This is a genomic window from Streptomyces meridianus, assembly GCF_023703325.1.
GTDB classification, from domain to species: domain Bacteria; phylum Actinomycetota; class Actinomycetes; order Streptomycetales; family Streptomycetaceae; genus Streptomyces; species Streptomyces meridianus.
This window is the reverse complement of sequence record NZ_JAMQGM010000037.1, coordinates 215,277-241,436: the sequence shown is the minus strand read 5'-3', so window position 1 is coordinate 241,436 and position 26,160 is coordinate 215,277. Positions and strand designations below refer to the sequence as shown.

Below are 26,160 nucleotides of genomic sequence, written 5' to 3'. Positions count from 1 at the left end.
GGATTCCGGTTCTGCTACCGGTTCAGTTGCCGAAGCCGAACGAGGCGGCGCTGTCGACCCGGGCGCGCAGCCGCTTGCCCTTCTCGGTGGCCTGCTCGTTCAGTTCGTCCTGGAACTGCCGCATGCGGTCGCGCAGGTCGTCGTCGTGGGCGGCGAGCATGCGGACTGCGAGAAGCGCGGCGTTGCGGGCGCCGGCCACCGACACCGTGGCGACGGGGACCCCGGCCGGCATCTGGACGATGGACAGCAGGCTGTCCATGCCGTCGAGGTGCTTGAGCGGCACCGGCACGCCGATCACGGGAAGCGTGGTGACGGAGGCGAGCATGCCGGGCAGATGCGCGGCCCCGCCCGCGCCGGCGATGATCGACTTGAGGCCGCGGCCGGAGGCCCGCGCGCCGTACTCGATCATTTCGCGCGGCATCCGGTGGGCGGAGACGACGTCGACCTCGTAGGGCACCTCGAACTCGTCGAGGGCCTTGGCCGCTGCCTCCATCACCTGCCAGTCGGAGTCGGATCCCATGACGATGCCGACGGTCGCCTTGCCGGCGGAGTCCCCGGCCGTGCGGTCCGGGGAGTGGTGAGCGCTCACTCGGTGATCGTTCCTCGCAGGTAGCCGGCGGCGTGCCGGGCGCGCTCGCGCACGTCCGCCAGGTCGTCGCCGTACGTGGTGACGTGGCCGACCTTGCGGCCCGGCTTCACGTCCTTGCCGTACATGTGGATCTTGAGCTGCGGGTCGCGTGCCATGCAGTGCAGGTACGCCGAGTACATGTCGGGGTAGTCGCCGCCGAGCACGTTGGCCATGACGGTCCAGGACGCCCGGGGACGCGGGTCGCCGAGTGGCAGGTCGAGCACGGCCCGCACGTGGTTGGCGAACTGCGAGGTGACCGCCCCGTCCTGGGTCCAGTGCCCGGAGTTGTGCGGACGCATGGCGAGTTCGTTGACGAGGACCCGGCCGTCGCGGGTCTCGAACAGCTCGACCGCGAGATGCCCGACGACGCCCAGCTCGGCGGCGATGTCGAGGGCGATGCGCTGCGCCTCGAGGGCGCGCTCCTCGGGCAGACCGGGGGCAGGCGCGATCACGGTGTCGCAGACCCCGTCGACCTGGATCGACTCCACCACGGGGTAGACGACGGCCTGGCCGTGCGGGGAGCGCACCACGTTGGCGGCGAGCTCCCGGGCGAAGTCGACCTTCTCCTCGGCGAGCACCGGAACGCCGGCCCGGAACGGCTCGGCGGCCTGCTGTTCGTCGCGGACGACCCAGACACCCTTGCCGTCGTAGCCGCCCCGCACCGTCTTGAGGACGACGGGGAATCCTGTTCCCTCCGCGGCGAACCGCGTGACGTCCGCCGGGTCCTCGACGATGCGGTGCCGGGGGCACGGGACGCCGATGGCGTCCAGCCCGGCGCGCATCACGCCCTTGTCCTGGGCGTGGACCAGTGCGTCGGGGCCCGGGCGGACGGGGATGCCCTCGGCCTCCAGCACCCGGAGGTGCTCGGTGGGGACGTGCTCGTGATCGAAGGTGACCACGTCGCAGCCCGCCGCGAACGCGCGCAGCGTCTCCAGGTCGCGGTAGTCGCCCACGACCACGTCGTTGACCACCTGCGCAGCGGAGTCCTGCGGGGTGTCGCTGAGGAGCTTGAACCTGATGCCGAGGGGGATGCCTGCCTCGTGCGTCATACGCGCGAGCTGTCCGCCACCGACCATGCCGACTACCGGGAACGTCACGCCACCAGGGTATCCGTCCGGCCGCCCGGGACCGGACCGGGCCCGGGGGGCCGGGGGCGGCCAGGGGCGGGCGGACGGGACGCGTCACCCGGGGGGCGGATGTGTCCCGGCGGTGACGGGAGAGACCGCTGGTTAGCATGAGGAACCGGCCATGTGGCACACCGCCGAGCAACGGAGCCAGACGATCACTATGGGTGCACGGCGCATGGGTTCGCGGCTCCAGCGGCTGGCCGGTGAGGCCGCGAAGTTCGGGACCGTGGGCGCCTTCGGCTTCTTGGTGAACTTCGTCGTCTTCAACCTCTGCGTCCAGGTGTTCGGGCTGGCCGTGGTGCGGTCCGGGGTGATCGCCACCGTGATCGCCATCGGCACGAACTACGTCGGCAACCGGCACTGGACGTACCGGCGGGCCGACAAGAACCGCCGCAGTCGCGAGCTGACCCTGTTCCTGCTGTTCAGCGGCATGGGCCTGCTGCTCGAGAACGGCGTCCTGGCGCTGTCCCACTACGGTTTCGGCTTCACCTCGACCCTGGCCGACAACGTCGCGAAGAACATCGTCGGGCTGGGCCTCGGCACGGTCTTCCGGTTCTGGTCCTACCGCACCTGGGTGTTCAGGGCGCTGCCCCTGCCGGACACCGTGCCGGCGGGCGCCGAGCCGTTCGGAGCCGCGGGAGCGACGGCCGTCGTGGGCGCGCGTTCGCGCAACCGGGCCGATCGGCCGCAGTGACGAGACCCCCGCCGCGGTAAGGGGAACCGCGAACCGTCCGTCAGTGCTCGTGTTCCTGGGACCCGGCCTCGCGTCCCAGGAACAGGGCGAACACCGGAGGACGCTGCTGGAGGAGTTCCAGCCTGCCGCCGTCGGCTTCGGCCAGGTCCCGGGCCACGGCCAGTCCCAGCCCGGTCGAGTTGCGTCCGCTGACCGTGCGTTCGAAGACCCGCGCGCCGAGTTCCGGCTGCACGCCGGGCCCCTCGTCCGTCACCTCGACGACGACCTGGTTGCCGGTGACCCGCGTGCGCAGCGTCACCGTCCCGGACCCGTGCATCAGCGAGTTCTCGATCAGCGTGGCGAGGACCTGGGCGACCGCGCCCGGGGTGCCGACAGCCTGCATCGCCTTGCGGCCGGTCCACACGATGGCCCGGCCGGCGCTGCGGCAGGCCGGGCGCCACTCCTCGATCTGCTGCTTGACGACCTCGTCGAGGTCGAAGGCGACGGCCGATCCGGTACGCGGGTCCCGGGAGTTGGTGAGCAGCCGCTGGACCACGTCGGTGAGCCGCTCGACCTGCCCGAGGGCGATCGTGGCCTCCTCCTTGACGATGTCGGGGTCGTCGGTGACGGTGATCTCCTCCAGCCGCATCGACAGGGCCGTCAGCGGGGTGCGCAGCTGGTGGGAGGCGTCGGCCGCCAGCCGGCGTTCGGCGGTGAGCATCCTGGCGATGCGCTCGGCACTGCCGTCGAGGACGTCGGCCACCCGGTCGAGCTCCGCGACGCCGTAGCGGCGGTGGCGCGGCCGCGGGTCGCCGGATCCCAGACGCTCCGCGGTCTCGGCGAGATCGGTGAGCGGTGCGCTGAGCCGGTGGGCCTGCCGGACGGCCAGCAGCACCGCGGCGATCACGGCCAGCAGGGCGACAGCCAGGATGATCACGAGCGTCCGCCCGACCTCGCGGGTCACGGTCGCCGTGGACTCCTGGACGAGCACCTTCTCGCCCTCCGCGCCCGTCTCCTCGGCCTCGATGACCTCGCCCGTCGGCCGCTTGCCGATCTCGATGACCGGCCGGCCCGGCATCTCGATCCGGGCGTAGCGGTCGGAACCGATCTGGTCGCGCAGCACGTCCGGCCCGACGCGCTCGCCACCGCCGAGCCTGCTGTCGACGATGGACAGGAGCCGCACGGCCTCGGAGTCGACACTCTCCCGGGCGCTGTTCTCGATGGTCCGCGTCTCCACGAGCACCAGCGACAGTCCGAAGACGGCGATCACGACAAGGACCACGGCCAGCGTGGAGTTGATCAGGCGACGGCGCATGGTTCCACCGCTCCGGCCCCCATCAGCTCTTCTCGAAACGGAACCCGACCCCGCGGACCGTGGCGATGTAGCGAGGATTGGCGGCGTCGTCGCCGAGCTTCTTGCGGAGCCAGGAGATGTGCATGTCGAGCGTCTTGGTGGAGGACCACCAGGTGGTGTCCCACACCTCGCGCATCAGCTGGTCCCGGGTGACGACCCGGCCGGCGTCCCGGACCAGCACCCGCAGCAGGTCGAACTCCTTCGCGGTGAGCTGGAGTTCCTCCTCGCCCATCCACACCCGGTGCGACTCGATGTCGATGCGGACGCCGTGGGTCCCCGCGGGGGCCGGCTGCTGGGTCTCGGCCGCGCCGCGCCGCAGCAGGGCCCGCACGCGGGCGAGCAGCTCGGCGAGCCGGAACGGCTTGGTGACGTAGTCGTCGGCACCGGCGTCCAGCCCGACGACGGTGTCGACCTCGTCGGCGCGGGCGGTGAGTACCAGGACCGGGAACCCGTGACCCTCGGTGCGCAGTCGCCGGCAGACCTCGAGTCCGTCCATTCCCGGCAGTCCCAGGTCGAGGACGATCAGGTCGATTCCACCCAGGAGGGCGGCGTCGAGGGCGGAGGGGCCGTCCTGCCGGACCTCGACCTCGTACCCCTCACGGCGCAGGGCACGGGCGAGCGGCTCCGAGATGGACGCATCATCCTCGGCGAGCAGTACTCGGGTCATGAGGTGATGGTAGTCCGCGTGGTCTGCACCGCGGGGCCGCCGGTACCGGCCCCTGCGGTTCACCTCAACGGCGGCCCCGGAACCTTCGAATGTGCGCCATCAACCCCCCGTCAACCTGTGATCCATGTCTCACCCGTATCCTGAGACGGTCCTGCGTGCCCTAAGGTGGCGAAGCGCTCATAGCACCCATGAGCGCTTTTCGCGTGCCGACACGCAGATATGCATCTGCCCGGTGCAGAACCACCGGCCCTGACGGCGAAGCACCTTCCCCCCATCCGGATGCGACCGTTTTCCGGCCGCGTCCCGAGCGAGCAAGGAACGACCATGGCGTCAAGCCTGACGAAGGAGTCCCCCGAGCCCGGGGGCACCCAGCAGGTGACCCCTGCGGGTGACAAGACCTTCTTCGGCCACCCCCGCGGCCTGGCCACTCTGTTCATGACCGAGATGTGGGAGCGTTTTTCCTGGTACGGAATGCGCGCCATCCTCGTCCTCTACCTGATCGCCGGCGTCCTCGACGGCCCGCTCAAGGAGAAAGAGGCTCTCGCGGCGGCGATCTACGGCGTCTACAACGCCCTGGTCTACATGCTCGCCATGCCCGGCGGCTGGGTCGCCGACCGCCTGTGGGGCGCCCGCAAGGCCGTCCTGGTCGGCGGCGTCGTCATCGCGTCGGGTCACTTCGTGCTGGCCATCCCCTCCGACACGTCCTTCTTCTTCGGCCTGCTGCTGATCGCGGTCGGCACCGGCCTGCTGAAGCCGAACATCTCCGCGATGGTCGGCGGCCTGTACAAGGAGAGCGAGAGCGCCCGCCGCGACGCCGGATTCACGCTCTTCTACATGGCCATCAACGTCGGCGCCATGGCCGCGCCGCTGGTGGTCGGCACCGTCGGCGAGAACGTCAACTGGCACCTCGGCTTCGCCATCGCGGGCATCGGCATGACGCTGGCCCTCGTCCAGTACGTCATCGGCGGACGCCACCTCGGCGACGTCGGCAGGGTCGCGCCCACGCCGGCCTCCCCCGAGGAGAAGCGCACCGTCCTGCGGAAGGTCCTGCTGTGGGCCGGCATCGCCGCGGTGGCGGTCGTCGTGGATGTCGCACTGGGCACCTACGACATCGAGCACATCGTCAACGCCATGGCCGTACTCGGCGTGGTCATCCCGATCCTGTACTTCGCGGTCATGTTCCGCAGCCCCGAGCTCACGGCCGAGGACCGTCCGAAGATCAAGGCGTTCGTGTGGTTCTTCGCCACCGCCGTGCTGTTCTGGATGATCTACGACCAGTCCGGTTCGCTGCTGACGATCTTCGCCGACACCAAGACCGACCGCATGGTCGGCGGCTGGGAGTTCCCCGCCAGCTGGTACCAGTCGGTGAACCCGGTCTACGTGATCATCCTGGCCCCGCTGTTCGCGGCTGCCTGGGTCCGCCTCGCGCAGCGCAACCGCGAGCCGAACACCGTCGTGAAGTTCGCGCTCGGCATGCTGCTCATCGGCGGCTCCTTCGTCCTCATGGGCCTGGCCGGCGCGGCCGCGGCGGGCAGCAGCACCGGCAAGGTCACCGTCTTCTGGCTGCTGGGCGTCTACCTGGTCCAGACCCTCGGTGAGATGTGCCTGTCCCCGGTGGGCCTGTCGCTGTCCACCAAGCTCGCCCCGCCGCAGTTCATGAGCCAGATCATGGGTCTGTGGTTCCTGGCCACGGCCACCGGCAACGCCCTCAACGGCTGGACGGTCCGCCTCAACGAGCCGATGGGTGACGCCGCCTACTACACGATGTGGGCGGTCATCGCGATGCTCACCGGCCTGGCCTTCCTGGTCGCGCAGAAGAAGATCCGTGCCCTGATGGGCAGCGTGAAGTAGGGCTTCGCCCCACCTCAGGCAGGCGGGCCGGCACGGGATTCCCGTGCCGGCCCGCTTCGCGTCCGGCACGTGGCGCCCACCAGCTGTGTTAGTCTTCTTGGTGTTGCAGTTGTGGTACCCATGAACTTCGTGTGCGCCTGGTGGATTGTGATCACTGGGCGCATTTTGTTTTACCGGGGCTCTCCCGGATTCCGGGTTCTCCCCGGAGTGGGGCAATCATCTCGGCGACGCGCGGTCCGCAGAGTGCAGTCCGCGAATCCAGCCCCATGAAGGAGACAACATGGCCACCGGAACCGTGAAGTGGTTCAACTCGGAAAAGGGCTTCGGCTTCATCGAGCAGGACGGCGGCGGCGCCGACGTCTTCGCCCACTACTCGAACATCAACGCCCAGGGCTTCCGTGAGCTCCTCGAGGGCCAGAAGGTCGAGTTCGACGTCACGCAGGGCCCGAAGGGCCCGCAGGCGGAGAACATCCGCCCGCTCTGATGCGCCGAGTGCTCTGAGCACTTCGAGGAAGGGGCCCGCACCGCACGGTGCGGGCCCCTTCCCACGCGCGAGGCCCGTCTCCCGTCCGGCGCCCTGCTCCTGCCGCGGCGCCCGCGCCGAGACGGCGCCCGGGCCGCGCTTCGCACGGCCCGCTCCGCGTTTTCCAGGAAGGTCTTCCATGACACAGCCCACCGCACCACGCCGCAGCCGGCCCCGCCGCCGCCCCGGCACCCCGGCCGACCGGTCCACCGCGTCGCCGAAGAAGGGCGGTAACGGCAGAGCGGCCGGAAGCCGCGTACCGGAGCCACGCGGCTCCGACGCGATGCAGGGTCCGGGCGGCGCGCCCGGCACCCCGTCGCTTCCGCCGGCCGCCACCTTCGCCGAGCTCCCGCTCGCGCCCGGCCTGCCGGACGCACTGGCCGCGAACGGGGTGCGTGAGCCGTTCCCCATCCAGGCCGCGACGCTCCCGGACTCGCTCTCCGGGCGGGACGTCCTGGGGCGCGGGCGCACCGGCTCCGGCAAGACCCTCGCCTTCGGGCTGCCGCTGCTGAGCCGTACGGCCGGCCGGCGGGCGGACAGCAAGCGTCCACTGGCCCTCGTCCTGGTTCCGACGCGCGAGCTGGCCGCCCAGGTCACCGAGGCGCTCACCCCCTACGCGGGGGCACTGGGGCTGCGGATCGCCACCGTGGTCGGCGGCATGTCGATCAACCGTCAGGCCGACGCGCTGCGCAAGGGCGCCGAGGTGCTCGTCGCCACACCCGGGCGGCTGGCCGACCTGATCGACCGCGGGTCCTGCTCCCTCGACCGGGTCGCGATCACGGTGCTCGACGAGGCCGACCAGATGACGGACATGGGCTTCCTCCCCCAGGTCACCCGGCTCATGGAGCAGGTCTCCGCGGACGGACAGCGGATGCTCTTCTCGGCCACGCTGGACCGCAACGTGGACAAACTGGTGCGACGATTCCTCGTCGACCCGGTCATGCACTCGGTCGACCCGTCCGCCGCGACGGTGACCGCGATGGAGCACCACCTCCTGCACGTGGAGGTCACCGACAAGCGCGCCACCACGATCGAGATCGCCGCCCGCGAGGGCCGCACGATCATGTTCGTGGACACCAAGCGGGGAGCCGACCGGCTGACCAAGCACCTGCTGGCCGCGGGGGTGCCGGCCGCCGCTCTGCACGGCGGGAAGTCGCAGCCGCAGCGGAACCGGACGCTGGAGCACTTCCGCACCGGCCGGGCCACCGCCCTGGTGGCGACCAACGTTGCGGCCCGGGGCATCCACATCGACGGTCTCGACCTCGTGGTCAACGTCGACCCGCCCACCGAGGCCAAGGACTATCTGCACCGGGGCGGCCGCACGGCCCGCGCCGGCGAGTCCGGCACCGTCGTCACCCTGGTCACCCCCGATCAGCGCCGGGACGTGTCCCGGCTGATGTCGCAGGCGCGGATCACGCCCGGCACGGCACGGGTGCGCCCCGGGGCCCCCGAACTCGCCCGGATCACCGGGGCCCGTCCCCCGTCGGGTGAGCCCGTGGCCCTGGCCGGGCCGGCCCCCGCACAGGCTCCGGCCGGAAAGCGGCAGCAGCCGCGGGCCTCGGACGGTCCGCCGCACCGCAAGCGCAGCGGAGAGGGGCGGAGCCGTCGCCGGCGTGGCGGCCGGGGCCGGACGGGCGCGGCCCGGACGGACTGACGGGCCCGGTCCACCGGTGATGGTGGGCCACCGGGACACACGAAAAGTCCAGGTCACCCGAGGTGGCCTGGACTGCGCTCGCTGCGCCGGCAGCGGTTCTCCTCCGGCCCGGGGCCGGGTGATGGCTCTATGCGGGTGCGGCCAGCTCCGCCCACACGGTCTTGCCGGGGCCGCCTGCGTTGCGCACGACCCCCCAGTCCAGGCACAGACGCTGGACGATGAACATGCCGTGCCCGCCGGGGCGTCCGGCCCGGTGCGGGGTACGGGGGGCCGGGGCGCCGCTGCCGCCGTCGGCGACTTCGAGGCGCAGGACCTTCCCGGTGCAGGCCACGCGGAGTTCCTCGGGCCCCTCGGCGTGCAGGCAGGCGTTGGTCACCAGCTCGGAGACGACGAGCAGTACGTCCTCGGCGGCGGCCTGCTTGTCCGCGGTGGCCGCGGGCAGCCAGCCCCAGTCGTACAGCGCCTGCCGGGTGAAGTCACGGGCGGCGGGGACAATGCCGCTGGCACCCGCCAGCACCAGTCTGCGCGTCTGCGTGGTCAGCTCAACGGCAGAGGATGACACGGCACCCGACTCCGGTCCGCGTTCGCCCGGCGAGTACGGACGCGTGGTGCTCATCAGCGTTTCACCTCACCGATTCGCCGATTTCACGATGGCATTCCTGACAGATCCAACGGATTCAGCTGGTCTCCTGCCCGGCCGATCCCGGAGAACACCCGTTTCTGCCCACGGATGAATGTGAGCCGCGCTACGCGACCTCACCTGGAGCAGTTCCCAGCCCGCGTGAAGTCAGTCGGCAAGGGCCGCTTCCAGTGATTCGTGCACGGTGAAGACCAGGTCCGCACCTGTGATCTCGAACACCCGGGCAACCACCGGCCGCATACCCGCCAGATGGACGCCTCCCCCGGCCTCCTCGGCCTTGAGGCGCACCCCCAGCAGCACGTTCAGTCCGGTGGAGTCGCAGAACTCCAGCTCCGAGCAGTCCACGACGATCCGGGTGGCGCCCTCGGCGACACACCCCTCCAACGGCTCCCGAAGCAGGTCGGCCGTGTGGTGGTCCAGCTCTCCTGCAGGCGTCACCACGGCAGTCGCTTCCTGCCGACGGACGTCGACACGAAGCCGGCCCCTGTTGGTACTGCCAACAGTCCCGCGGTCCATGCGCACCCCTTCTGTTCGCTTGTGACGGCGCACTGCGAACACTACGCCTTGGATACGCAGCCCGGTAGCCGAAGATGCCCGGGAAAGAGGCAATGGTGATGAACGCGACCTTGCTTTGTGCAGGGTGGAACCGGTAGGCCTAGTAAGGAAACGTTCGGCCACGGTGTGCCACGGAGGCGCCGCGCAGTTCAGGACCGGAACACAGCCGTCGGCAGCCGATGCCGAGAACGACGGAGGAGACCATGTCACCCCAGCTCGACGAACCGCATACCGACTGGGCTCCCCCCGCCTTCGGGGAGAGCGCACGGACGGCGACGTCGGCAACCCCGGTGCCGGGGATCGACAACGACAGCGCGATCACGTCCGAGGACTGGCTCGCCGAGCTCGCGGAGATCCCGGCCTACGACGAGGTGGGGCCCCTTGACGCACGGGCTCTGTCCAAGACCCTCTTCGCGCGCCTCGAGTCGCTCGAGGAGGGGACGCACGAGTACGCGTACGTCCGCAACACCCTGGTCGAACTCAATCTGGCCCTGGTGAAGTTCGCCGCCGGGCGGTTCCGCTCGCGCAGCGAACCCATGGAGGACATCGTCCAGGTCGGCACCATCGGCCTGATCAAGGCCATCGACCGTTTCGAGCTGAGCCGCGGGGTCGAGTTCCCGACCTTCGCGATGCCGACCATCATCGGCGAGATCAAGCGCTTCTTCCGTGACACCAGCTGGTCCGTGCGGGTGCCGCGCCGCCTTCAGGAGCTGCGGCTCGACCTGGCGAAGGCCGGCGACGAGCTCGCCCAGAAGCTGGACCGCGCACCCACCGTCGGCGAACTCGCCGACCGTCTGGACCTCAGCCACGCCGAGGTCGTCGAGGGCATGGCCGCGAGCAACGCGTACACGGCGAGCTCCCTGGACGCCCAGCCCGAGGAGAACGACTCCGAGGGCACCCTGGCCGACCGTCTCGGCTACGAGGACAACGGCCTCGAGGGCGTCGAGTACGTCGAGTCGCTCAAGCCGCTGATCGCCGAACTCGCCCCGCGCGACCGGCAGATCCTCTCGCTGCGCTTCGTCTCGAACCTGACCCAGGCCGAGATCGGCGAGGAGCTGGGCATCTCGCAGATGCACGTCTCCCGTCTGCTGACGCGCACGCTGACCAGACTCCGCAAGGGACTGATGGTCGAGGAGTGACCTCGTCCGGCGTCACCCGGAACGGGGCGTCGCCGCATCACCTGCGAAGGGGCCTGCCGTGTGGCAGGCCCCTTCGCCGTGTCCGGGTGCGGGTCCGGGTGCGTGCCGGGATGGTGCTCAGGAGCGCACGAGTTCGCCGGCCCGCCAGACCGCGGACACCAGCGGAACCCCCGGCCGGTAGGCGAGGTGCACGTGCGAGGGCGCATCCAGCAGGACGACGTCGGCGCGGGCCCCGGGCGCCAGCCGGCCCACGTCGTCCCGGCGCAGGGCACGGGCCCCGCCGGCGGTGGCCGACCACAGCGCCTCGTCGGGCGTCATCCCCATCTCCCGCACGGCGACGGCAATGCAGAACGCCATTGAACTCGTATATGAGGAGCCGGGGTTGCAGTCCGGGGAGAGCGCGACGGTGGCGCCCGCGTCGAGGAGCCGGCGGGCGTCGGGGTAGCGCGCACGGGTGGAGAACTCGGCGCCGGGCAGCAGCGTGGCGACGGTGTCGCTGCCCGCGAGGGCCGCGACGTCGTCATCGGTGAGGTGCGTGCAGTGGTCGGCCGAGGCTGCGCCGAGTTCCACGGCGAGCTGCACCCCCGGCCCGTACGAGAGCTGGTTGGCGTGGATGCGGGGGACGAGGCCGCGCCGGGCGCCGGCGGTCAGGACCGCGCGGGCCTGGTCACCGTCGAACGCGCCCGTCTCGCAGAACACGTCGATCCAACGGGCGTACGGGGCACAGGCGTCGAGCATCGGACCGGTCACCAGCTCGACGTACGCGGCCGGGTCGTCGGCGAACTCCGGGGCGACGATGTGGGCGCCGAGGTAGGTGACCTCGTCGGTGTGCGCGGCGGCGATCGACAGCGAGCGGGCCTCGTCCTCGGTGGTGAGCCCGTACCCGGACTTGATCTCGATCGTGGTGGTGCCCTGGAGCAGTGCCTCCCGGACGTGGCGCCCGGCGTTGGCGTGCAGCACGTTGTTGGACGCGGCGCGGGTCGCGGCGACGGTCGTGCGGATACCACCCGCCGTGTAACTGCGCCCGGACATGCGGGCGTTGAACTCCTCGGTCCGGTCGCCGGCGAAGACCAGGTGGGAGTGGGAATCCACGAATCCGGGGACGGCGGCCCGGCCTTCGGCCACCACCCGGTTGTCGGTGGCGGGGACGTCGGCCGTCCTGCCCACCCAGGCGATCCGCTCGCCGTCGATGACGAGTGCGGCGTCGTGGACGATCCCCAGAGGACCGTCGCCGAGTGACGGGTCGTTGGTGACGAGTGCGGCGATGTGGGTGACGGCGGTGGCCATGGGCGGGCAGGGCTCCTGGGAGGTGTGACGAGCGGCGGTCCGTCAGGGACGCAGCGCCGCGATCGACTCGGCGAGGGCGGCGGGGACGTCGTTGACGAGCTGATGGGCACCGTCGCACACGATGTGACGGCCCGCCACCACGGTGTGCCGGACGTCAGCCGCCGTCGCGGCGAACACGGCCGTCTCGGCGCCGAGCCGCGGCACCGGCCCCGCGGTGCGCACGGAGTCCAGCGCCACTGTGGTGAAGTCCGCCAGCATGCCGGTCTCCAGCAGGCCCGCCTCCGGCCAGCCCAGGGCGCTGTGGCCGTCGACCGTGGCGGCGCGCAGCAGCTGGGCAGCGGTCCAGTGGCCGCGCGCCCGGGTGCGGAGCCGCTCGTCCAGTTCCATGGCGCGGGCCTCCTCGAACAGGTCGATGACGGCGTGGCTGTCGCTGCCGAGGCTCAGCGTGCAGCCGGTCGCCTGGAGCCGGGCGGCGGGACCGATGCCGTCGGCGAGGTCGCGCTCGGTGGTGGGGCACATGCAGACGCCGGTGGACGACCGGCCGAGCAGGCGGATGTCGCCCTGGGTGAGGTGGGTGGCGTGCACGGCTGTGGTGCGCGGGCCCAGCACCCCGTGGTCGGCGAGGAGCCGGGTGGGGGTGAAGCCGTGGGCCTCGACGCAGGCGTCGTTCTCGGCGGTCTGCTCGGAGAGGTGGACGTGCAGCGGGGCACGTCGTTCCTCCGCCCACCGGACGACCGTGCCCAGCTCGCGGGCGGGGACGGCGCGCACCGAGTGGACGGCCGCACCGATGCGCACGCCCCGGCCGCTCCCGAGTGCGCTCGCCCGCTCCGCCCACTGCTCGGCAGTGGTGTCGCTGAAGCGCTCCTGCTGCTGGCTGGGCGCGGTGCCGAACCCGGAGGAGAGGTAGCAGGTGTCGAGCAGGGTGATCCGGATGCCGGCCTCGGCCGCGGCGGCGATCAGCGCCTGCCCCATGGCGTTCGGGTCGTCGTACGGGGTGCCGCCGGGGGCGTGGTGGAGGTAGTGGAACTCGCCGACGCAGGTGATGCCCGCCAGCGCCATCTCCGCGTAGACGGCCCGCGCGAGGTCGAAGTACGAGTCGGGGTCGAGGGCCGCCGCCGTGGCGTACATGCTCTCGCGCCAGGTCCAGAAGGTGCCGGAACCGACCTGGACGGTGGAGCGCAGCGCGCGGTGGAAGGCGTGTGAATGGGCGTTGGCCAGGCCGGGCAGGGTCAGACCGCGCAGGCTGACCGCCCCGGCCGGCGGGGCGGGCACGGCGGGCCGCACCGACCGGATGAGGCCGTCCGCGCCCGTCTCGATGAGCACGCCCGGCTCCACGGTGCCGTTCAGCCAGGCGTGCTCCGCCCAGTACGTCTGCGCCGTCAGGGACACGCCAGGCCCTCCAGTACGTCGGCGAGTGCGATCACCCCGGCCAGGCAGTCGTCCTCGGCCGCGCTCTCCGCGGGCGAGTGCGAGATCCCGGTGGGATTCCGTACGAACAGCATGGCGGTCGGCACCGAGCCGGACAAAACGCCGGCGTCGTGTCCGGCTCCGGTCGGCAGCACGGGGACGGGGCCGGCGTCCCCGCCGGCCAGGGCCGCGATCCGGTCCCGCAGGCCGTGCTCGAACTCCACGACCGGGGTGAACGACTCTCGGGTGACCTGCACGGAGACGCCCTCCGATGTCCCCCGGTCGGTTGCGGCCCGTTCGACGGCGGCGACGACCTCGGCCAGTGTCTCCTCGTCGGCGGCACGGCTGTCGAGCCAGCCGCGGACCAGGGAGGCGATGGCGTTCACCCCGCCCGGTTCGACGGACACCTTGCCGAAGGTCGCGAGGGCGCCGGCCCGGGCCGCGGTCTCGCGGGAGGCGAGCACGGCGGCGGCGTAGGCGAGCATCGGGTCGCGACGGTCGCCGATACGGGTGGTGCCCGCGTGGTTGGCCTCGCCGCGGAAGTCGAACCGCCAGCGGCCGTGCGGCCAGATCGCGGAGGCGACGCCCACCGGGGCGCCGCCCCGGCGCGGGTCGTCCGCGAGGGCCCGGCCCTGTTCCACATGGAGTTCGACGAACGCGCCGATGCTGGCGAGGCGTTCGGGGTCGGGTCCCAGGGAGTCGGGGTCGAGACCCGCCCGTTCCATGGCCTGCGGCAAGGTGATCCCGTCGGCGTCGCGCAGTTCGCGGGCGCGTTCCGCGGTGAGGTGTCCGGAGGCGAGCCGGGAGCCGACACAGGCGAGGCCGAAACGGGCGCCCTCCTCGTCGCCGAAGTTGACCACGGCCAGCGGCCCGGCGGGCTCGGCGCCCCGGGCGCGCAGCTCGTCGAGGGCGGCGAAGGCGGAGACGACGCCGAGCGGCCCGTCGAAGGCGCCACCGTCGGGCACGGAGTCCAGGTGCGAGCCGGTGACGACGGCGTCCCCGGCGGCCGGGTCGCCGAGCCAGGCCCACTGGTTGCCGTTGCGGTCGACCTCGTAGCCGAGGCCACGGGACTCGGCCTGGTCACGGAACCAGGCGCGGCAGTCGGCGTCGGCGCCGGTCCAGGCGTACCGGCGGTATCCGCCGGTGTCCGGGTGGCGGCCGACCGGCAGCAGCCCGGACCACATCTCGTGGAAGTCCGCGCTCACGCGTCCGTGCCCTCGCTCTCCGGTCCCTGCTGCATGGGTACGCTCACGCCGCGCTCGCCGGCGATCTCCGCGGCCCGGTCGTAGCCGGCGTCGACGTGCCGGATGACGCCCATGCCCGGGTCGTTGGTCAGGACGCGGCGGATCTTCTCGGCGGCGAGCGGCGTGCCGTCGGCGACCGTGACCTGACCGGCGTGGATCGAGCGGCCCATGCCGACGCCGCCACCGTGGTGGATCGACACCCAGGACGCGCCGGAGGCCACGTTGACCATGGCGTTGAGCAGCGGCCAGTCGGCGATGGCGTCGGAGCCGTCGAGCATGGCCTCGGTCTCCCGGTAGGGGGAGGCCACGGAGCCGCAGTCGAGGTGGTCGCGGCCGATGGCCAGCGGGGCGCGCAGGGTGCCGTCGGCGACCATCTCGTTGAAGCGCTCGCCGGCCCGGTCGCGCTCGCCGTAGCCGAGCCAGCAGATCCGGGCGGGCAGGCCCTGGAAGTGCACCCGCTCCCCTGCCAGCCGGATCCAGCGGGCCAGGGACTCGTTCTCCGGGAACAGTTCCAGGATCGCCCGGTCGGTGGCCGCGATGTCGGCCGGGTCGCCGGAGAGGGCGGCCCACCGGAAGGGGCCCTTGCCCTCGCAGAAGAGCGGTCTGATGTAGGCGGGCACGAAGCCCGGGAAGTCGAACGCCCGCTCGTAACCGGCGAGTTGTGCCTCGCCGCGGATGGAGTTGCCGTAGTCGAACACCTCGGCGCCGGCGTCCTGGAAGCCGACCATGGCCTCGACGTGGCGGGCCATGGACTCGCGGGCCCGCCGGGTGAAGTCCGCGGGCTTCTCCGCCGCGTAGGAGGCCATGTCGGCGAAGTCCACGCCGACGGGCAGGTAGGCCAGCGGGTCGTGGGCGCTGGTCTGGTCGGTGACGATGTCGACCGGGGCTCCCTCGGCGAGCATCCGGGGCAGCACCTCGGCGGCGTTGCCGAGCAGGCCGATGGAGAGCGGGCGGCGGGCGTCCCGCGCCTCCACCGCCAGCCGCAGGGCGTGCTCGGGGCTGTCGGCCCGGACGTCGAGGTAGCGGTGCCCGATGCGGCGCTCGATGGCCCGCGGGTCGCAGTCGACGCAGATCGCCACGCCGCCGTTCATGGTGACGGCCAGCGGCTGGGCGCCTCCCATACCGCCCAGCCCGGCGGTGAGGGTGACGGTGCCTGCGAGGGAGCCGCCGAACTTCTTCTCGGCGACGGCGGCGAACGTCTCGTACGTGCCCTGCAGGATGCCCTGGGTGCCGATGTAGATCCACGAGCCGGCGGTCATCTGCCCGTACATGGTGAGACCGAGCTGCTCGAGGCGGCGGAACTCCTCCCAGTTGGCCCAGTCGCCGACCAGGTTGGAGTTGGCGATGAGCACCCGCGGCGCCCACTCGTGGGTCTGCATGACGCCGACGGGGCGGCCCGACTGGACGAGCATCGTCTCGTCCTGCTTCAGCGTGCGCAGCGTGCGGACCATGGCGTCGAAGGAGCGCCAGTCGCGAGCGGCCTTGCCGGTGCCGCCGTAGACGACGAGCCGGTCCGGGTGCTCGGCGACCTCGGGGTCGAGGTTGTTCTGCAGCATCCGCAGAGCGGCTTCCTGCTGCCACCCCAGGGCGCTGAGTTCCGTACCACGCGGCGCTCGTACAGGTCGCGGTCCCGGCATCGGTCGCTCCTCACTGAACTGGATCGATGTATTCACATTTTGTCGCTGGTGAATACCTCTAGTCAACAACGGAGGGGCGCACGCCGCCGCACTCCGGACGCGGGACCCACTGGGCAAGCCGGGCCACGGGTGATGGAGTGGGGGCATGACCTCCAGCGAGACGATCAGGGACACCGCGAACCACCTCGCCACCGCCTCCGCGGGACGCCGGGAACAGGCCGTCCGAGCCGCTGTGGAACAGGGCCTGATCGGCACCGGCGAACCGGTCACCGGCCTGCTGGACGTCGAGGGAATCCGCAACTCGGCCGCGGAGCTGCGCCACGCCTTCGAGGAGACCACCGCGCCCGGAACGCCGGTTCTGCACGCCTTCGCCGTGAAGGCCGGCTCCCTCGTGCCGGTCTTGCGGCTGCTCGCCGCCGAGGGCCTGGGCTGCGAGGTGGCGAGCCCCGGGGAACTCGCCCTGGCGCGCGCCGCCGGAGTGCCCGCCTCGCGCACGGTGCTGGACTCGCCCGCCAAGACCACCGACGAGCTGCGCGAGGCGCTCGGGCTGGGTATCGCCGTCAACGCCGACAACCCGCAGGAGCTGGAGCGGATCGACGCGCTCGTCGGGAACGAACCGGCGCCCGCCCCGATCGGCCTGCGCGTCAACCCGCAGGTCGGCGCCGGCAGCATCGAGGCCCTGAGCACCGCCACGGCCACCTCCAAGTTCGGCGTCGCCCTGCGTGACGAGGGCGCCCGTGACCGGGTGGTGCGCGCCTACCTCGACCGCCCCTGGATGACCCGGCTGCACGCCCATGTGGGCTCCCAGGGCGTTGCGTTGGAGCGGATGGCCGACGGCGTGCGCGAGACGTACGAACTGGCCGAGGAGATCAACGCCGCGGCGGGACGGCAGCAGATCGACACCGTCAACATCGGCGGCGGGCTGCCCGTCAACTTCGCCTCCGACGAGGCCACTCCCACCTTCCATGACTACGCCCGGGTGCTGCGCGACACCGTTCCCGGACTGTTCGACGGGCGGTACGGGCTGATCACCGAGTTCGGCCGGTCCCTGCTGGCCAAGCACGGGCTGGTGCTGGCGCGTGTCGAGTACGCCAAGTCGGCCGGCGGCCGCCCGATCGCGGTGACCCACGCGGGGGCTCAGCTCGCCACCCGGACCGTCTACGCACCCGATGCGTGGCCGATCCGCGTCGCCTGCTTCGACTCCGCGGGCCGCCCGAAACAGGGCCCGCCGGTGGTGCAGGACGTCGCCGGGCCGTGCTGCTTCGCCGGCGATCTCGTCGCGGAGGGGCGGGAGTTGCCGATGCTGGAGGCGGGCGACCTGGCCGCCCTGCTGGACACCGGCGCGTACTACTTCTCGCACCACTTCGCGTACAACAGTCTGCCTCGGCCCGCCGTGCACGGCTTCAGGACGGACCCGGAGGCCCCTGGCGGGGTGCGGTTCGCGCCGGCGCGCTCGGCGCAGACGACCGCGGAGATCGTGGCCGAGAGCGGCGGCGAGCACCGTGACGCCCTGGTGCGGCATCTCTGACCGGGCGCCGGGTGAAAGCGGCGGCGGCCGGGGAAGTCTTGGGCCATGCAGACACCCTCCGACTCCTCGTCCCCCGGCGCCGCCTCCGGCCCCGCGCCGGGCACAGCACCGGACACGGCGGGCGACGGCACTCCGCTGAAACGCGCCATCGGGCCAAGGCTGCTGATCCTTTTCGTGATCGGCGACATCCTCGGCACCGGCATCTACGCCACCACCGGCAAGGTGGCCGGCAAGGTCGGCGGGGCGTTGTGGCTGCCGTTCGCCATCGGTTTCGTCCTGGCGATCCTGACCGCGGCCTCGTACGTCGAACTCGTCGGCAAGTACCCGAAGGCCGCCGGCGCCGCCCTCTACACGCAGAAGGCCTTCAAGGTCCCCTTCCTGACCTTCATCGTGGCCTTCATGGTCATGTGCTCCGGGCTGTCCTCGGCGAGCGCCGCCGCCCGTGCCTTCGGAGGCGACTACCTCGCGGAATTCGTGGACGTGTCGCCGACACTCGTCGCGATCCTGTTCGTCCTGGCCCTGGCGGCCCTGAACCTGCGGGGCGTCTCGGAGTCGGTGAAGGCCAACGTGGTGATGACCCTCGTCGAGGTGTCGGGGCTCCTGATCATCCTCGCGATCGGGGCGTTCGCCGTGTTCTCCGGTGAGGGCGACCCCTCCCGGCTCGGTGAGTTCGAGGCCGGGGGCTCCGGCAGTGCGCTCGCGAGCGGCGTGCTCGGAGCGACCGCGCTCGCGTTCTTCGCCTTCGTCGGCTTCGAGGACTCGGTCAACATGGCCGAGGAGACCAAGAACCCCGCCCGGTCCTTCCCCCGGGCCATCTTCATCGGGGTCGCCGTCACCGGCGTGGTCTACGTGCTGGTGGCCCTGGTCTCGTCCCTGCTCGTCGACTCCGGCACGCTGGCGGGGTCGTCCGGCCCGCTGTTGGAGGTCGTCAAGGCCGGCGGCGTCGACTTCCCGCCGCAGCTCTTCGCGGCCATCGCGCTGTTCGCGGTCACCAACTCCGCCCTGATCAACATCATGATGGCCTCGCGGCTCTGCTACGGCATGGCCAACGAACGGATCCTGCCCCGCGTCATGGGACGGGTCCTGCCCCGTCGCCGCACCCCGATCGCCGGAATCCTTTTCACGGCGGCCATCGCCGTCGGGCTGGTGTCGACCGGGGAGATCGAGGGGCTGGGTGACACCACGTCATTCCTGCTGCTGTGCGTCTTCGCGGTGGTCAACGTGGCCGTGCTGGTGCTGCGCAGGGACCGGGTGGAACATGCCCATTTCCGCACCCCGACGGCCCTTCCCGTGCTCGGCGCGGTCACGGCCCTGATCCTGGCGAGCCCGCTCGCCGACCGCGCCGCAGAGGTCTACATCCGCGCGGGTGTCCTGCTCGCCGTCGGCATCGCGCTGTGGGGGGTGAACAAGCTGGTGCTCCGGATGCACGGCGATTGACCGCCGCGGCACCTGCCGGACGCTCAATCGGCGAACAGACCCCGCTCGGCGGCCCGGGCGTCGAACTGTTCCAGCCGGGCCTGGGCGTCCGGCAGGGCGTCGCACATCGCCTCCAGCAGCACCCGGCCCAGCAGCATCGGCCCGCAGGGGGTGTCGAAGGCCAGGCCGGTGCCGACGGCGGCGGGGAGCAGCAGGTCGGTGTGGGCGGCGATGGGCGCGAAGGCGCTGTCGGCGACCGTCACCACCGCCAGCCCGGCCCGGCGTGCGTGCCCCAGCGCGTCCACGACCTCGCGGGGGTGACGGGGCAGGGCGAAGCACAGCAGTGTGCTCCCGCCGGCGCGCACGGCGGCGTCGATGCGGTCCTCCAGCATCGAGCCGCCCTCGTCGAGCACCCGCACGTCGGGGTGGACCTTGGCCGCGAAGTAGGCGAACCCGCGCGCCTGGGCGGAGGCGGCGCGCAGGCCGAGCACCGGCAGCGGGACGGAGGCGGCGAGCATCCGTCCGGCGCGCACCACCGGTGCCGGGTCGGCGAGAAACGCCTCCAGGTGCCGCAGGTTCTCGATCTCGGCGAGCACGGCCTGCTGGTACGCGTTGCGGGTCCGCGCCCCGGTGGCCGGCTCGGCAGGCGCGACCTCCCGCAGATGACGGCGCAGCGCGGGGTAGCCGTCGAAGCCGAGGGCGACGGCGAACCGGGTCACGGACGGCTGACTGACGCCCGCGAGCTCGGCCAGTTCGACGCTCGACAGGAACGGGGCATCGGCGGACCTGCGCACCATGCAGTGCGCGATCCGGCGCTGCGTGGGCGTGAGCCGGTGGCCTTCGAACAGCTTCTGCAGCCGGGTCGACGCACCGGTGTTCGCGTCGCTCATCGGCCTCTCCCGTCGGCTGCCCCCGGCTGCCCGGCCGGCTCCGGCGGCCCCTCCGGCCGGAGCCGTTCCGCGCCCCCACAGCAAGTATTCAGCATGCGAGAACTCTGCATGAGTCCATACAGCGGGGCAAGGCGGGTCCGTCTGCCGGACCGGGGGCTCAGAGCCCCGGGAGCAGCCGCTTCTGGGGCTTGCCCATGGCGTTGCGGGGCAGCGCGTCCAGGAAGCGGACCTTCCGCGGACGCTTGTGCACCGACAGATGACCGGCCACGAAGTCGATCAGCTCGCGCTCGCCCACCCCGTCGGCGACGACGTACGCCACGATCTCCTGCCCGAGGTCGGGGTGCTCGACCCCGACGACGGCCGCCTCGGCCACCGCCGGATGGTCCAGCAGGGCGTTCTCCACCTCTCCCGCGCCGATCCGGTAGCCGCCCGACTTGATCATGTCGGTGGAACTGCGGCCGACGATGCGGTGGCTGCCGTCGTCCTCGATCGCGGCGATGTCCCCGGTGCGGAACCAGCCGTCGGCGGTGAAGGACTCCGCGGTGGCCTCCGGACGGCCCAGGTAACCGGTGAACAACGTCGTTCCGGTGAGCTGCAGTTCACCGATCCCGGAGCCGTCCTCGCCCGCGATGCGGGTCTCGATCCCGGGGATGGGCGTGCCGACGTACCCCGGACGCCTCGGCCCGTCGGCCCGCGCGGCCACGGTGATGAGGGTCTCCGTCATGCCGTACCGCTCCACGGGCTGCTGCCCGGTGAGCGCGGCCAGATCGCGGAACACCGGTCCGGGCAACGGCGCGCTGCCGGAGACCAGCAGCCGGGCACCGCTCAGCCGGCGGGCGGCGTCCGGGTCCCGGGCCACCCGGGACCAGACGGTCGGCACCCCGAAGTAGAGGCTGCCCGCCGCCTCGGCGTAGGCCTGCGGGGTCGGCCGGCCGGTGTGCACCAGCCGGCTGCCGGTGCGCAGCGCCCCGAGCACACCGAGCACCAGCCCGTGCACGTGGAACAGCGGCAGCCCGTGCACGAGCGTGTCCTCGGCCGTCCACTGCCAGACCTCGGCCAGCCCGTCCAGGTCGGCGGCCAGCGCCCGGCGCGGCAGGAGGGCGCCCTTGGGCGAGCCGGTGGTACCGGAGGTGTAGAGGATCATGGCGGTGGTGTCCGGGTCCGGCTCGGTGCCCGTCCAGTCCGCCCGCTCGGCGGCGTCGACCCGTACGGTCTCGATTTCCGCGCACTCGACGGCTCGCGGCTCGGCGGTGAGCAGGAGCCCGGCCCCCGAATCGCGCAGGACGTGCCCGCGTTCGACCGGACCGGCATCCGGGGCCAGGGGCACCACCGGGACCCCGGCGAGCAGGCCCCCGACGACGGACGCCACCGTCTCCAGCGAGGCGTCCGCACGGACCGCGACGGCGGGCGCTCCCGCGATCCGGCGCGCCACCGCACCCGCTGCGCCGAGCAGTTGCTCGCGCGAGCAGGACCGCCCGGCGACGGTGACCGCGTCGGGGCTGTCGCCTTCGGAACGGTGGAGGGCCGGCAGCAGAGGCGTGGACACGAACGGCTCCTGTCAGTCGAGGGCGCTTTTCGCAGTGGCGGACGCCGGCGCCGCCGGATCCCGCTGCCACCGGCACCGGGCCCCGACGTTACCCACACCGCGCGCCGTTGCCGATGCCGGGGAGCCGCGGCAGCGGCGGGCGGGGGCGGCGCCGGTCCCCTGGCGATGCACCAGCGGTGTCAGGCGCATACGGCGTGCGTGTGACACCTCCGTACCGCCCGTCGGGCCACCCGGCGGCGGGCCGCCGGCGGGCAACGCGGAGGGCCCGGCGGCGCGTCCGCACCGCCGGGCCCTCCGGTCGTCGTCCGGCTGCTGCCGGTTGCCGCTACTTGGGGTTCTTCGCGAGGAACGCCAGCAGGTCCTGCCGGCTCACCACCCCGGTCGGCTTCCCCTCGACCAGCACGATCGCGGCGTCGGCCCCCTCCAGGACGGCCATCAGGTCCTCGACCGGCTCACCCGAGCCCACCTGCGGCAGCGGCGGGCTCATGTGCTTCTCCAGCGAGTCGCCGAGGACGGCCCGCTGGGTGAACAGGGCGTCCAGCAGTTCCCGTTCCACGACCGACCCGATGACCTCGGCCGCCATGACGTCCGGGTGCCCGGCGCCCGGCTTGACGATGGGCATCTGCGAGACGCCGTACTCGCGCAGAACGTCGATCGCCTCGCCGATGGTCTCGTCGGGGTGCATGTGGACGAGCGAGGGCAACAGGCTGCCCTCCTTGTTCTTCAGCACGTCCGCGACGCGCGCCGACGACCCGGTCTCGTCGAGGAAGCCGTAGTCGTTCATCCACTCGTCGTTGAAGATCTTGCTGAGGTAGCCGCGGCCACTGTCCGGCAGGAGCACGACCACCACGTCGTCCTCGGTCAGCTTCTTCGCGACCTCCAGCGCCGCCACGACGGCCATGCCGCAGGAGCCGCCGACCAGCAGCCCCTCCTCGCGTGCCAGCCGCCGCGTCATCCGGAACGCGTCCTTGTCGGAGACGGCGACGATCTCGTCGGGGATCTCGGGGTCGTAGGCGCTCGGCCAGAAGTCCTCACCGACGCCCTCGATCAGGTACGGCCGCCCGGATCCACCGGAGTACACCGAACCCTCGGGGTCGGCGCCGACGACCCGCACCCGTCCCTCGGAGATCTCCTTCAGGTACCGGCCGGTGCCGCCGATGGTGCCGCCGGTGCCGACGCCCGCCACGAAGTGCGTGATCCTCCCCTCGGTCTGCTCCCAGAGCTCGGGGCCGGTCGTCTCGTAGTGCGAGCGCGGGTTGTCGGGGTTGCTGTACTGGTCGGGTTTCCAGGCGCCCGGCGTCTCGCGGACCAGCCGGTCGGAGACGTTGTAGTAGGAGTCGGGGTGCTCGGGGTCCACGGCCGTCGGGCACACGACGACCTCCGCTCCGTAGGCCCGCAGGACGTTGATCTTGTCCGTGGACACCTTGTCCGGGCAGACGAAGATGCACTTGTAGCCCTTCTGCTGGGCCACGATCGCCAGTCCGACACCGGTGTTGCCGGACGTCGGCTCCACGATGGTGCCGCCCGGCTTCAACGCACCGGATGCCTCGGCCGCCTCGATCATGCGGACTGCGATCCGGTCCTTCACGGAGCCACCGGGGTTGAAGTACTCGACCTTGGCCAGGACGGTCGCCCGGATGCCCTCGGTCACCTTGTTGAGCCGCAGGAGCGGGGTGTCTCCGACAAGCTCAATGATCGAATCGTGATACTGCACGACGTTCTCCAGATTCGGCGGGATCTCCGCAGTCGGGGGCAGCCGCTGTCTCGTGCCCGTGGCGCCAAGCCTAATTGCGCGCCCGACAGGGAGTGTGGAGAGTTGCACTCGGGGCAGGACCGGGCAACAAGCTGTTAGCGGAGACGGTCACAGCGGGAGGCGATCGGGGCACATGTCCATGTCGAGAGCGAGAGTCGCCAGACGCATCGCTGCCGCCGCCGCCTACGGCGGGGGCGGACTCGGGCTGCTCGGCGGGGCCGCCGTCGGCCTGCTGCTGACCGAGGCCAGCCTGGCGAAGCGACTCGTGGGCGGCTCGTCGGACGTACCGCCGCGCGCGGACGGACGGTACGGGGCGGTCTTCGCCCGGCAGTCGGACGCCCGTCCGCTCCGGCTCGGCTTCGCCGGGGACTCCACGGCCGCCGGCCAGGGCGTGCACCGGCCACGGCAGACGCCCGGCGCGCTGCTCGCCTCGGGGCTGGCGGCGGTGGCCGAGCGCCCTGTCGACCTGCACAACGTCGCGCTCTCCGGTGCACAGTCGGACGACCTCGACCGGCAGGTGACCCTGCTGCTGGCCGACCCGGACTTCACCCCGGACGTCTGCGTGATCATGATCGGCGCGAACGACGTCACGCACCGCATGCCCGCTGCCCGCTCGGTGCGGCTGCTCACCGACGCCGTCCGACGGCTTCGCGCCGCGAACTGCGAGGTGGTCGTCGGCACGTGCCCGGATCTCGGCACCATCGAGCCCGTCTACCAGCCGCTGCGCTGGGTGGCACGGAGGATGAGCCGTCAGCTGGCCGCCGCCCAGACCATCGGCGTGGTCGAGCAGGGCGGCCGTACGGTCTCGCTCGGCGACCTCCTGGGCCCCGAGTTCGCGGCGAACCCGCACGAGCTGTTCGGCCCGGACAACTACCACCCGTCCGCCGAGGGGTACGCGACCGCGGCGATGGCCATGTTCCCCACCGTGTGCGCCGCCCTGGGGCTCTGGCCGGAGGAGGAGCGGGTCGACACGTTCCGCCACGAGGGCATCCTGCCGGTGGCCGAGGCCGCGGCCCGGGCGGCATCCGAGAGCGGTACGGAGGTCGTGGAGGCGACGCGGTTGGGTATCCGGGCTCCCTGGGTGCTGCTCAAGCACCGGCGCCGGCGGAACCTCACGGACGAGACGCCGGAGGAGGAGCTGGCTTCCGCCGGTCCGGAGCCGGCGTCGAACGGATTCCATCTGCGGCGCCGGTGACCGGTTCGGGACCGCGGTCGGCGGGCGGACCGGTGGGGGCGGACCGCCGCGGCAGGGCAGGCTGCGGTCCCGGACCGGAACGGCCGGAGCCGCCCGCGGCGCGGAAGCTGAGCGTACGCTTAGAAAAGAGTTCCGCGTCACAGCACCCGTCCCGTGACCTCAGCGGTACGTACGGGTAACTTCCCCCACAGTCCTGCCTTCTTCGTCTCTCTGGAGCCGTGATGCCCGAAGCCGTGATCGTTTCCGCAGCCCGTTCGCCGATCGGGCGGGCCTTCAAGGGCTCGCTGAAGGACGTGCGCCCGGACGACCTGACCGCAGAGATCGTCAAGGCCGCGCTGGCGAAGGTTCCCGAACTCGACCCCCGCGACATCGACGACCTGATGCTCGGCTGCGGCCTGCCCGGCGGCGAGCAGGGGCACAACCTGGGCCGGATCGTCGCCGTGCAGATGGGCATGGACCACCTGCCGGGCTGCACCATCACCCGGTACTGCTCCTCTTCGCTGCAGACCTCCCGCATGGCCCTGCACGCGATCAAGGCGGGCGAGGGCGACGTCTTCGTCTCCGCCGGCGTGGAGACGGTGTCGCGACAGATCAACGGCTCGTCCGACGGCATGCCGGGAACGCACAACCCGCTGTTCGCCGACGCGGAGGCCCGGACCGCGGCGCGTGCCGAGCAGGAGGGCACGGACTGGCACGACCCCCGCGAGGACGGCCTGGTCCCGGACGCGTACATCGCCATGGGGCAGACCGCGGAGAACCTGGCGCGTTTCAAGGGCGTGACCCGTCAGGACATGGACGAGTTCGGCGTCCGTTCCCAGAACCTGGCCGAACAGGCCATCAAGAACGGCTTCTGGGAGCGGGAGATCACCCCGATCACCACCCCTGACGGCACGGTCGTGTCGAAGGACGACGGGCCGCGCGCCGGTGTGACGCTCGAGGGCGTCCAGGGCCTGAAGCCGGTCTTCCGCCCCGACGGCCTGGTCACCGCGGGCAACTGCTGCCCGCTGAACGACGGCGCCGCCGCCTTGGTGATCATGTCCGACACCAAGGCCCGCGAACTCGGCCTGACCCCGCTGGCCCGCATCGTCTCCACGGGCGTCTCCGGCCTCTCTCCCGAGATCATGGGCCTCGGGCCGGTCGAGGCGTCGAAGCAGGCGCTCAAGCGGGCGGGGCTGACGATCGGTGACATCGACCAGGTGGAGATCAACGAGGCCTTCGCGGCCCAGGTGATCCCCTCCTACCGCGATCTGGGCGTCGACCTGGACAAGCTGAATGTGAACGGTGGCGCCATCGCCGTCGGCCACCCGTTCGGCATGACGGGCGCCCGCATCACCGGAACGCTGATCAACTCGCTCCGGTTCCACGACAAGCAGTTCGGCCTGGAGACGATGTGCGTGGGCGGCGGCCAGGGCATGGCGATGGTCATCGAGCGGCTGAGCTGAGCTG

The 26,160-nt window shown here is 71.9% G+C and carries 22 protein-coding genes; 9 read left to right on the top strand and 13 right to left on the bottom strand.

The window, feature by feature from the left end; all coding sequences use genetic code 11:
• Positions 1-22 precede the first annotated feature (22 nt).
• Positions 23-520: a 5-(carboxyamino)imidazole ribonucleotide mutase gene (gene purE, locus M1E25_RS17925; protein ID WP_251416828.1), complete on the bottom strand. Its 498-nt coding sequence runs from the start codon at positions 518-520 to the stop codon at positions 23-25.
• A 65-nt stretch (positions 521-585) separates the two neighbouring features.
• On the bottom strand, positions 586-1,725 hold the full coding sequence (locus M1E25_RS17920; protein WP_308290440.1) for a 5-(carboxyamino)imidazole ribonucleotide synthase: 1,140 nt from the start codon (positions 1,723-1,725) through the stop codon (positions 586-588).
• Positions 1,726-1,876: 151 nt separating this feature from the next.
• Between M1E25_RS17920 and M1E25_RS17915 the strand changes: the two genes are divergently transcribed.
• On the top strand, positions 1,877-2,449 hold the full coding sequence (locus tag M1E25_RS17915) for a GtrA family protein (RefSeq protein ID WP_372501018.1): 573 nt from the start codon (positions 1,877-1,879) through the stop codon (positions 2,447-2,449).
• 40 nt (positions 2,450-2,489) lie between these two features.
• Here the strand turns inward: M1E25_RS17915 and M1E25_RS17910 are convergent, their stop codons facing one another.
• Positions 2,490-3,743 carry a sensor histidine kinase gene (locus M1E25_RS17910; protein WP_251416712.1) on the bottom strand — a complete coding sequence of 418 codons (1,254 nt, stop codon included), beginning with the start codon at positions 3,741-3,743 and terminating at the stop codon, positions 2,490-2,492.
• 22 nt (positions 3,744-3,765) lie between these two features.
• Entirely contained in the window at positions 3,766-4,449 is a 684-nt protein-coding gene (locus M1E25_RS17905) for a response regulator transcription factor (RefSeq protein WP_251416710.1), read from the bottom strand.
• A 324-nt stretch (positions 4,450-4,773) separates the two neighbouring features.
• Between M1E25_RS17905 and M1E25_RS17900 the strand changes: the two genes are divergently transcribed.
• From M1E25_RS17900 to M1E25_RS17890, 3 genes are all read left to right on the top strand, one after another.
• Positions 4,774-6,300: a peptide MFS transporter gene (locus M1E25_RS17900; protein ID WP_251416708.1), complete on the top strand. Its 1,527-nt coding sequence runs from the start codon at positions 4,774-4,776 to the stop codon at positions 6,298-6,300.
• Positions 6,301-6,580: 280 nt separating this feature from the next.
• On the top strand, positions 6,581-6,784 hold the full coding sequence (locus M1E25_RS17895) for a cold-shock protein (RefSeq protein ID WP_251416707.1): 204 nt from the start codon (positions 6,581-6,583) through the stop codon (positions 6,782-6,784).
• Positions 6,785-6,962: 178 nt separating this feature from the next.
• Positions 6,963-8,477, top strand: a complete 1,515-nt coding sequence (locus M1E25_RS17890; RefSeq protein ID WP_251416705.1) for a DEAD/DEAH box helicase — start codon at positions 6,963-6,965, stop codon at positions 8,475-8,477.
• Between the two features lie 127 nt (positions 8,478-8,604).
• On the opposite strand, the gene M1E25_RS17885 is transcribed toward M1E25_RS17890, so the two are convergent.
• Complete coding sequence (locus M1E25_RS17885) at positions 8,605-9,093, bottom strand: ATP-binding protein (RefSeq protein ID WP_251416703.1); 489 nt, start codon at positions 9,091-9,093, stop codon at positions 8,605-8,607.
• A gap of 171 nt (positions 9,094-9,264) precedes the next feature.
• A complete protein-coding gene (locus tag M1E25_RS17880) occupies positions 9,265-9,633 on the bottom strand; it encodes an STAS domain-containing protein (protein WP_251416701.1) in 369 nt (122 codons plus the stop codon).
• A gap of 242 nt (positions 9,634-9,875) precedes the next feature.
• Between M1E25_RS17880 and M1E25_RS17875 the strand changes: the two genes are divergently transcribed.
• Positions 9,876-10,811, top strand: a complete 936-nt coding sequence (locus tag M1E25_RS17875; protein WP_251416699.1) for an RNA polymerase sigma factor SigF — start codon at positions 9,876-9,878, stop codon at positions 10,809-10,811.
• 117 nt (positions 10,812-10,928) lie between these two features.
• Here the strand turns inward: M1E25_RS17875 and hutI are convergent, their stop codons facing one another.
• Genes hutI through hutU form a run of 4 tightly spaced genes read right to left on the bottom strand, consistent with a single transcriptional unit; the run spans position 10,929 to position 16,386 of the window.
• A complete protein-coding gene (gene hutI / locus M1E25_RS17870; RefSeq protein ID WP_251416698.1) occupies positions 10,929-12,098 on the bottom strand; it encodes an imidazolonepropionase in 1,170 nt (389 codons plus the stop codon).
• Positions 12,099-12,140: 42 nt separating this feature from the next.
• A complete protein-coding gene (locus tag M1E25_RS17865; protein ID WP_251416695.1) occupies positions 12,141-13,487 on the bottom strand; it encodes a formimidoylglutamate deiminase in 1,347 nt (448 codons plus the stop codon).
• Positions 13,478-14,689 carry an allantoate amidohydrolase gene (locus tag M1E25_RS17860; protein WP_251416821.1) on the bottom strand — a complete coding sequence of 404 codons (1,212 nt, stop codon included), beginning with the start codon at positions 14,687-14,689 and terminating at the stop codon, positions 13,478-13,480. Before M1E25_RS17860 ends, M1E25_RS17865 begins: the two co-directional genes overlap by 10 nt.
• Positions 14,690-14,706: 17 nt before the next feature.
• Positions 14,707-16,386, bottom strand: a complete 1,680-nt coding sequence (gene hutU / locus M1E25_RS17855) for a urocanate hydratase (protein WP_251416693.1) — start codon at positions 16,384-16,386, stop codon at positions 14,707-14,709.
• A gap of 145 nt (positions 16,387-16,531) precedes the next feature.
• Between hutU and M1E25_RS17850 the strand changes: the two genes are divergently transcribed.
• Positions 16,532-17,914 (top strand): type III PLP-dependent enzyme domain-containing protein, encoded by a 1,383-nt coding sequence (locus M1E25_RS17850; protein ID WP_251416691.1) that lies wholly within the window; start codon positions 16,532-16,534, stop codon positions 17,912-17,914.
• Between the two features lie 45 nt (positions 17,915-17,959).
• Positions 17,960-19,351, top strand: coding sequence for an APC family permease (locus tag M1E25_RS17845; protein WP_251416689.1), 1,392 nt, complete (start codon positions 17,960-17,962; stop codon positions 19,349-19,351).
• A 23-nt stretch (positions 19,352-19,374) separates the two neighbouring features.
• Here the strand turns inward: M1E25_RS17845 and M1E25_RS17840 are convergent, their stop codons facing one another.
• From M1E25_RS17840 to M1E25_RS17830, 3 genes are all read right to left on the bottom strand, one after another.
• A complete protein-coding gene (locus M1E25_RS17840) occupies positions 19,375-20,220 on the bottom strand; it encodes a MurR/RpiR family transcriptional regulator (protein ID WP_251416687.1) in 846 nt (281 codons plus the stop codon).
• A 157-nt stretch (positions 20,221-20,377) separates the two neighbouring features.
• Entirely contained in the window at positions 20,378-21,766 is a 1,389-nt protein-coding gene (locus M1E25_RS17835; RefSeq protein ID WP_251416684.1) for an acyl-CoA synthetase, read from the bottom strand.
• A 325-nt stretch (positions 21,767-22,091) separates the two neighbouring features.
• Positions 22,092-23,480, bottom strand: a complete 1,389-nt coding sequence (locus M1E25_RS17830; RefSeq protein ID WP_251416683.1) for a cystathionine beta-synthase — start codon at positions 23,478-23,480, stop codon at positions 22,092-22,094.
• Between the two features lie 172 nt (positions 23,481-23,652).
• Here M1E25_RS17830 and M1E25_RS17825 point away from each other — a divergent pair, with 172 nt between their 5' ends.
• Both M1E25_RS17825 and M1E25_RS17820 read left to right on the top strand, forming a co-directional pair.
• Positions 23,653-24,714 carry an SGNH/GDSL hydrolase family protein gene (locus M1E25_RS17825; RefSeq protein ID WP_251416680.1) on the top strand — a complete coding sequence of 354 codons (1,062 nt, stop codon included), beginning with the start codon at positions 23,653-23,655 and terminating at the stop codon, positions 24,712-24,714.
• Between the two features lie 221 nt (positions 24,715-24,935).
• Entirely contained in the window at positions 24,936-26,156 is a 1,221-nt protein-coding gene (locus M1E25_RS17820; protein ID WP_251416677.1) for an acetyl-CoA C-acetyltransferase, read from the top strand.
• The last annotated feature ends 4 nt before the right edge of the window (positions 26,157-26,160 follow it).

Excerpts from the sequence above, each read along its gene's own strand:
- purE (WP_251416828.1), bottom strand. The coding sequence starts at position 520 with ATGGGATCCGACTCCGACTGGCAGGTGATGGAGGCAGCGGCCAAGGCC.
- M1E25_RS17915 (WP_372501018.1), top strand. The coding sequence starts at position 1,877 with ATGTGGCACACCGCCGAGCAACGGAGCCAGACGATCACTATGGGTGCA.
- M1E25_RS17910 (WP_251416712.1), bottom strand. The coding sequence starts at position 3,743 with ATGCGCCGTCGCCTGATCAACTCCACGCTGGCCGTGGTCCTTGTCGTG.
- M1E25_RS17905 (WP_251416710.1), bottom strand. The coding sequence starts at position 4,449 with ATGACCCGAGTACTGCTCGCCGAGGATGATGCGTCCATCTCGGAGCCG.
- M1E25_RS17900 (WP_251416708.1), top strand. The coding sequence starts at position 4,774 with ATGGCGTCAAGCCTGACGAAGGAGTCCCCCGAGCCCGGGGGCACCCAG.
- M1E25_RS17895 (WP_251416707.1), top strand. The coding sequence starts at position 6,581 with ATGGCCACCGGAACCGTGAAGTGGTTCAACTCGGAAAAGGGCTTCGGC.
- M1E25_RS17890 (WP_251416705.1), top strand. The coding sequence starts at position 6,963 with ATGACACAGCCCACCGCACCACGCCGCAGCCGGCCCCGCCGCCGCCCC.
- M1E25_RS17885 (WP_251416703.1), bottom strand. The coding sequence starts at position 9,093 with ATGAGCACCACGCGTCCGTACTCGCCGGGCGAACGCGGACCGGAGTCG.
- M1E25_RS17880 (WP_251416701.1), bottom strand. The coding sequence starts at position 9,633 with ATGGACCGCGGGACTGTTGGCAGTACCAACAGGGGCCGGCTTCGTGTC.
- M1E25_RS17875 (WP_251416699.1), top strand. The coding sequence starts at position 9,876 with ATGTCACCCCAGCTCGACGAACCGCATACCGACTGGGCTCCCCCCGCC.
- hutI (WP_251416698.1), bottom strand. The coding sequence starts at position 12,098 with ATGGCCACCGCCGTCACCCACATCGCCGCACTCGTCACCAACGACCCG.
- M1E25_RS17860 (WP_251416821.1), bottom strand. The coding sequence starts at position 14,689 with ATGTGGTCCGGGCTGCTGCCGGTCGGCCGCCACCCGGACACCGGCGGA.
- hutU (WP_251416693.1), bottom strand. The coding sequence starts at position 16,386 with ATGCCGGGACCGCGACCTGTACGAGCGCCGCGTGGTACGGAACTCAGC.
- M1E25_RS17850 (WP_251416691.1), top strand. The coding sequence starts at position 16,532 with ATGACCTCCAGCGAGACGATCAGGGACACCGCGAACCACCTCGCCACC.
- M1E25_RS17845 (WP_251416689.1), top strand. The coding sequence starts at position 17,960 with ATGCAGACACCCTCCGACTCCTCGTCCCCCGGCGCCGCCTCCGGCCCC.
- M1E25_RS17840 (WP_251416687.1), bottom strand. The coding sequence starts at position 20,220 with ATGAGCGACGCGAACACCGGTGCGTCGACCCGGCTGCAGAAGCTGTTC.
- M1E25_RS17825 (WP_251416680.1), top strand. The coding sequence starts at position 23,653 with ATGTCCATGTCGAGAGCGAGAGTCGCCAGACGCATCGCTGCCGCCGCC.
- M1E25_RS17820 (WP_251416677.1), top strand. The coding sequence starts at position 24,936 with ATGCCCGAAGCCGTGATCGTTTCCGCAGCCCGTTCGCCGATCGGGCGG.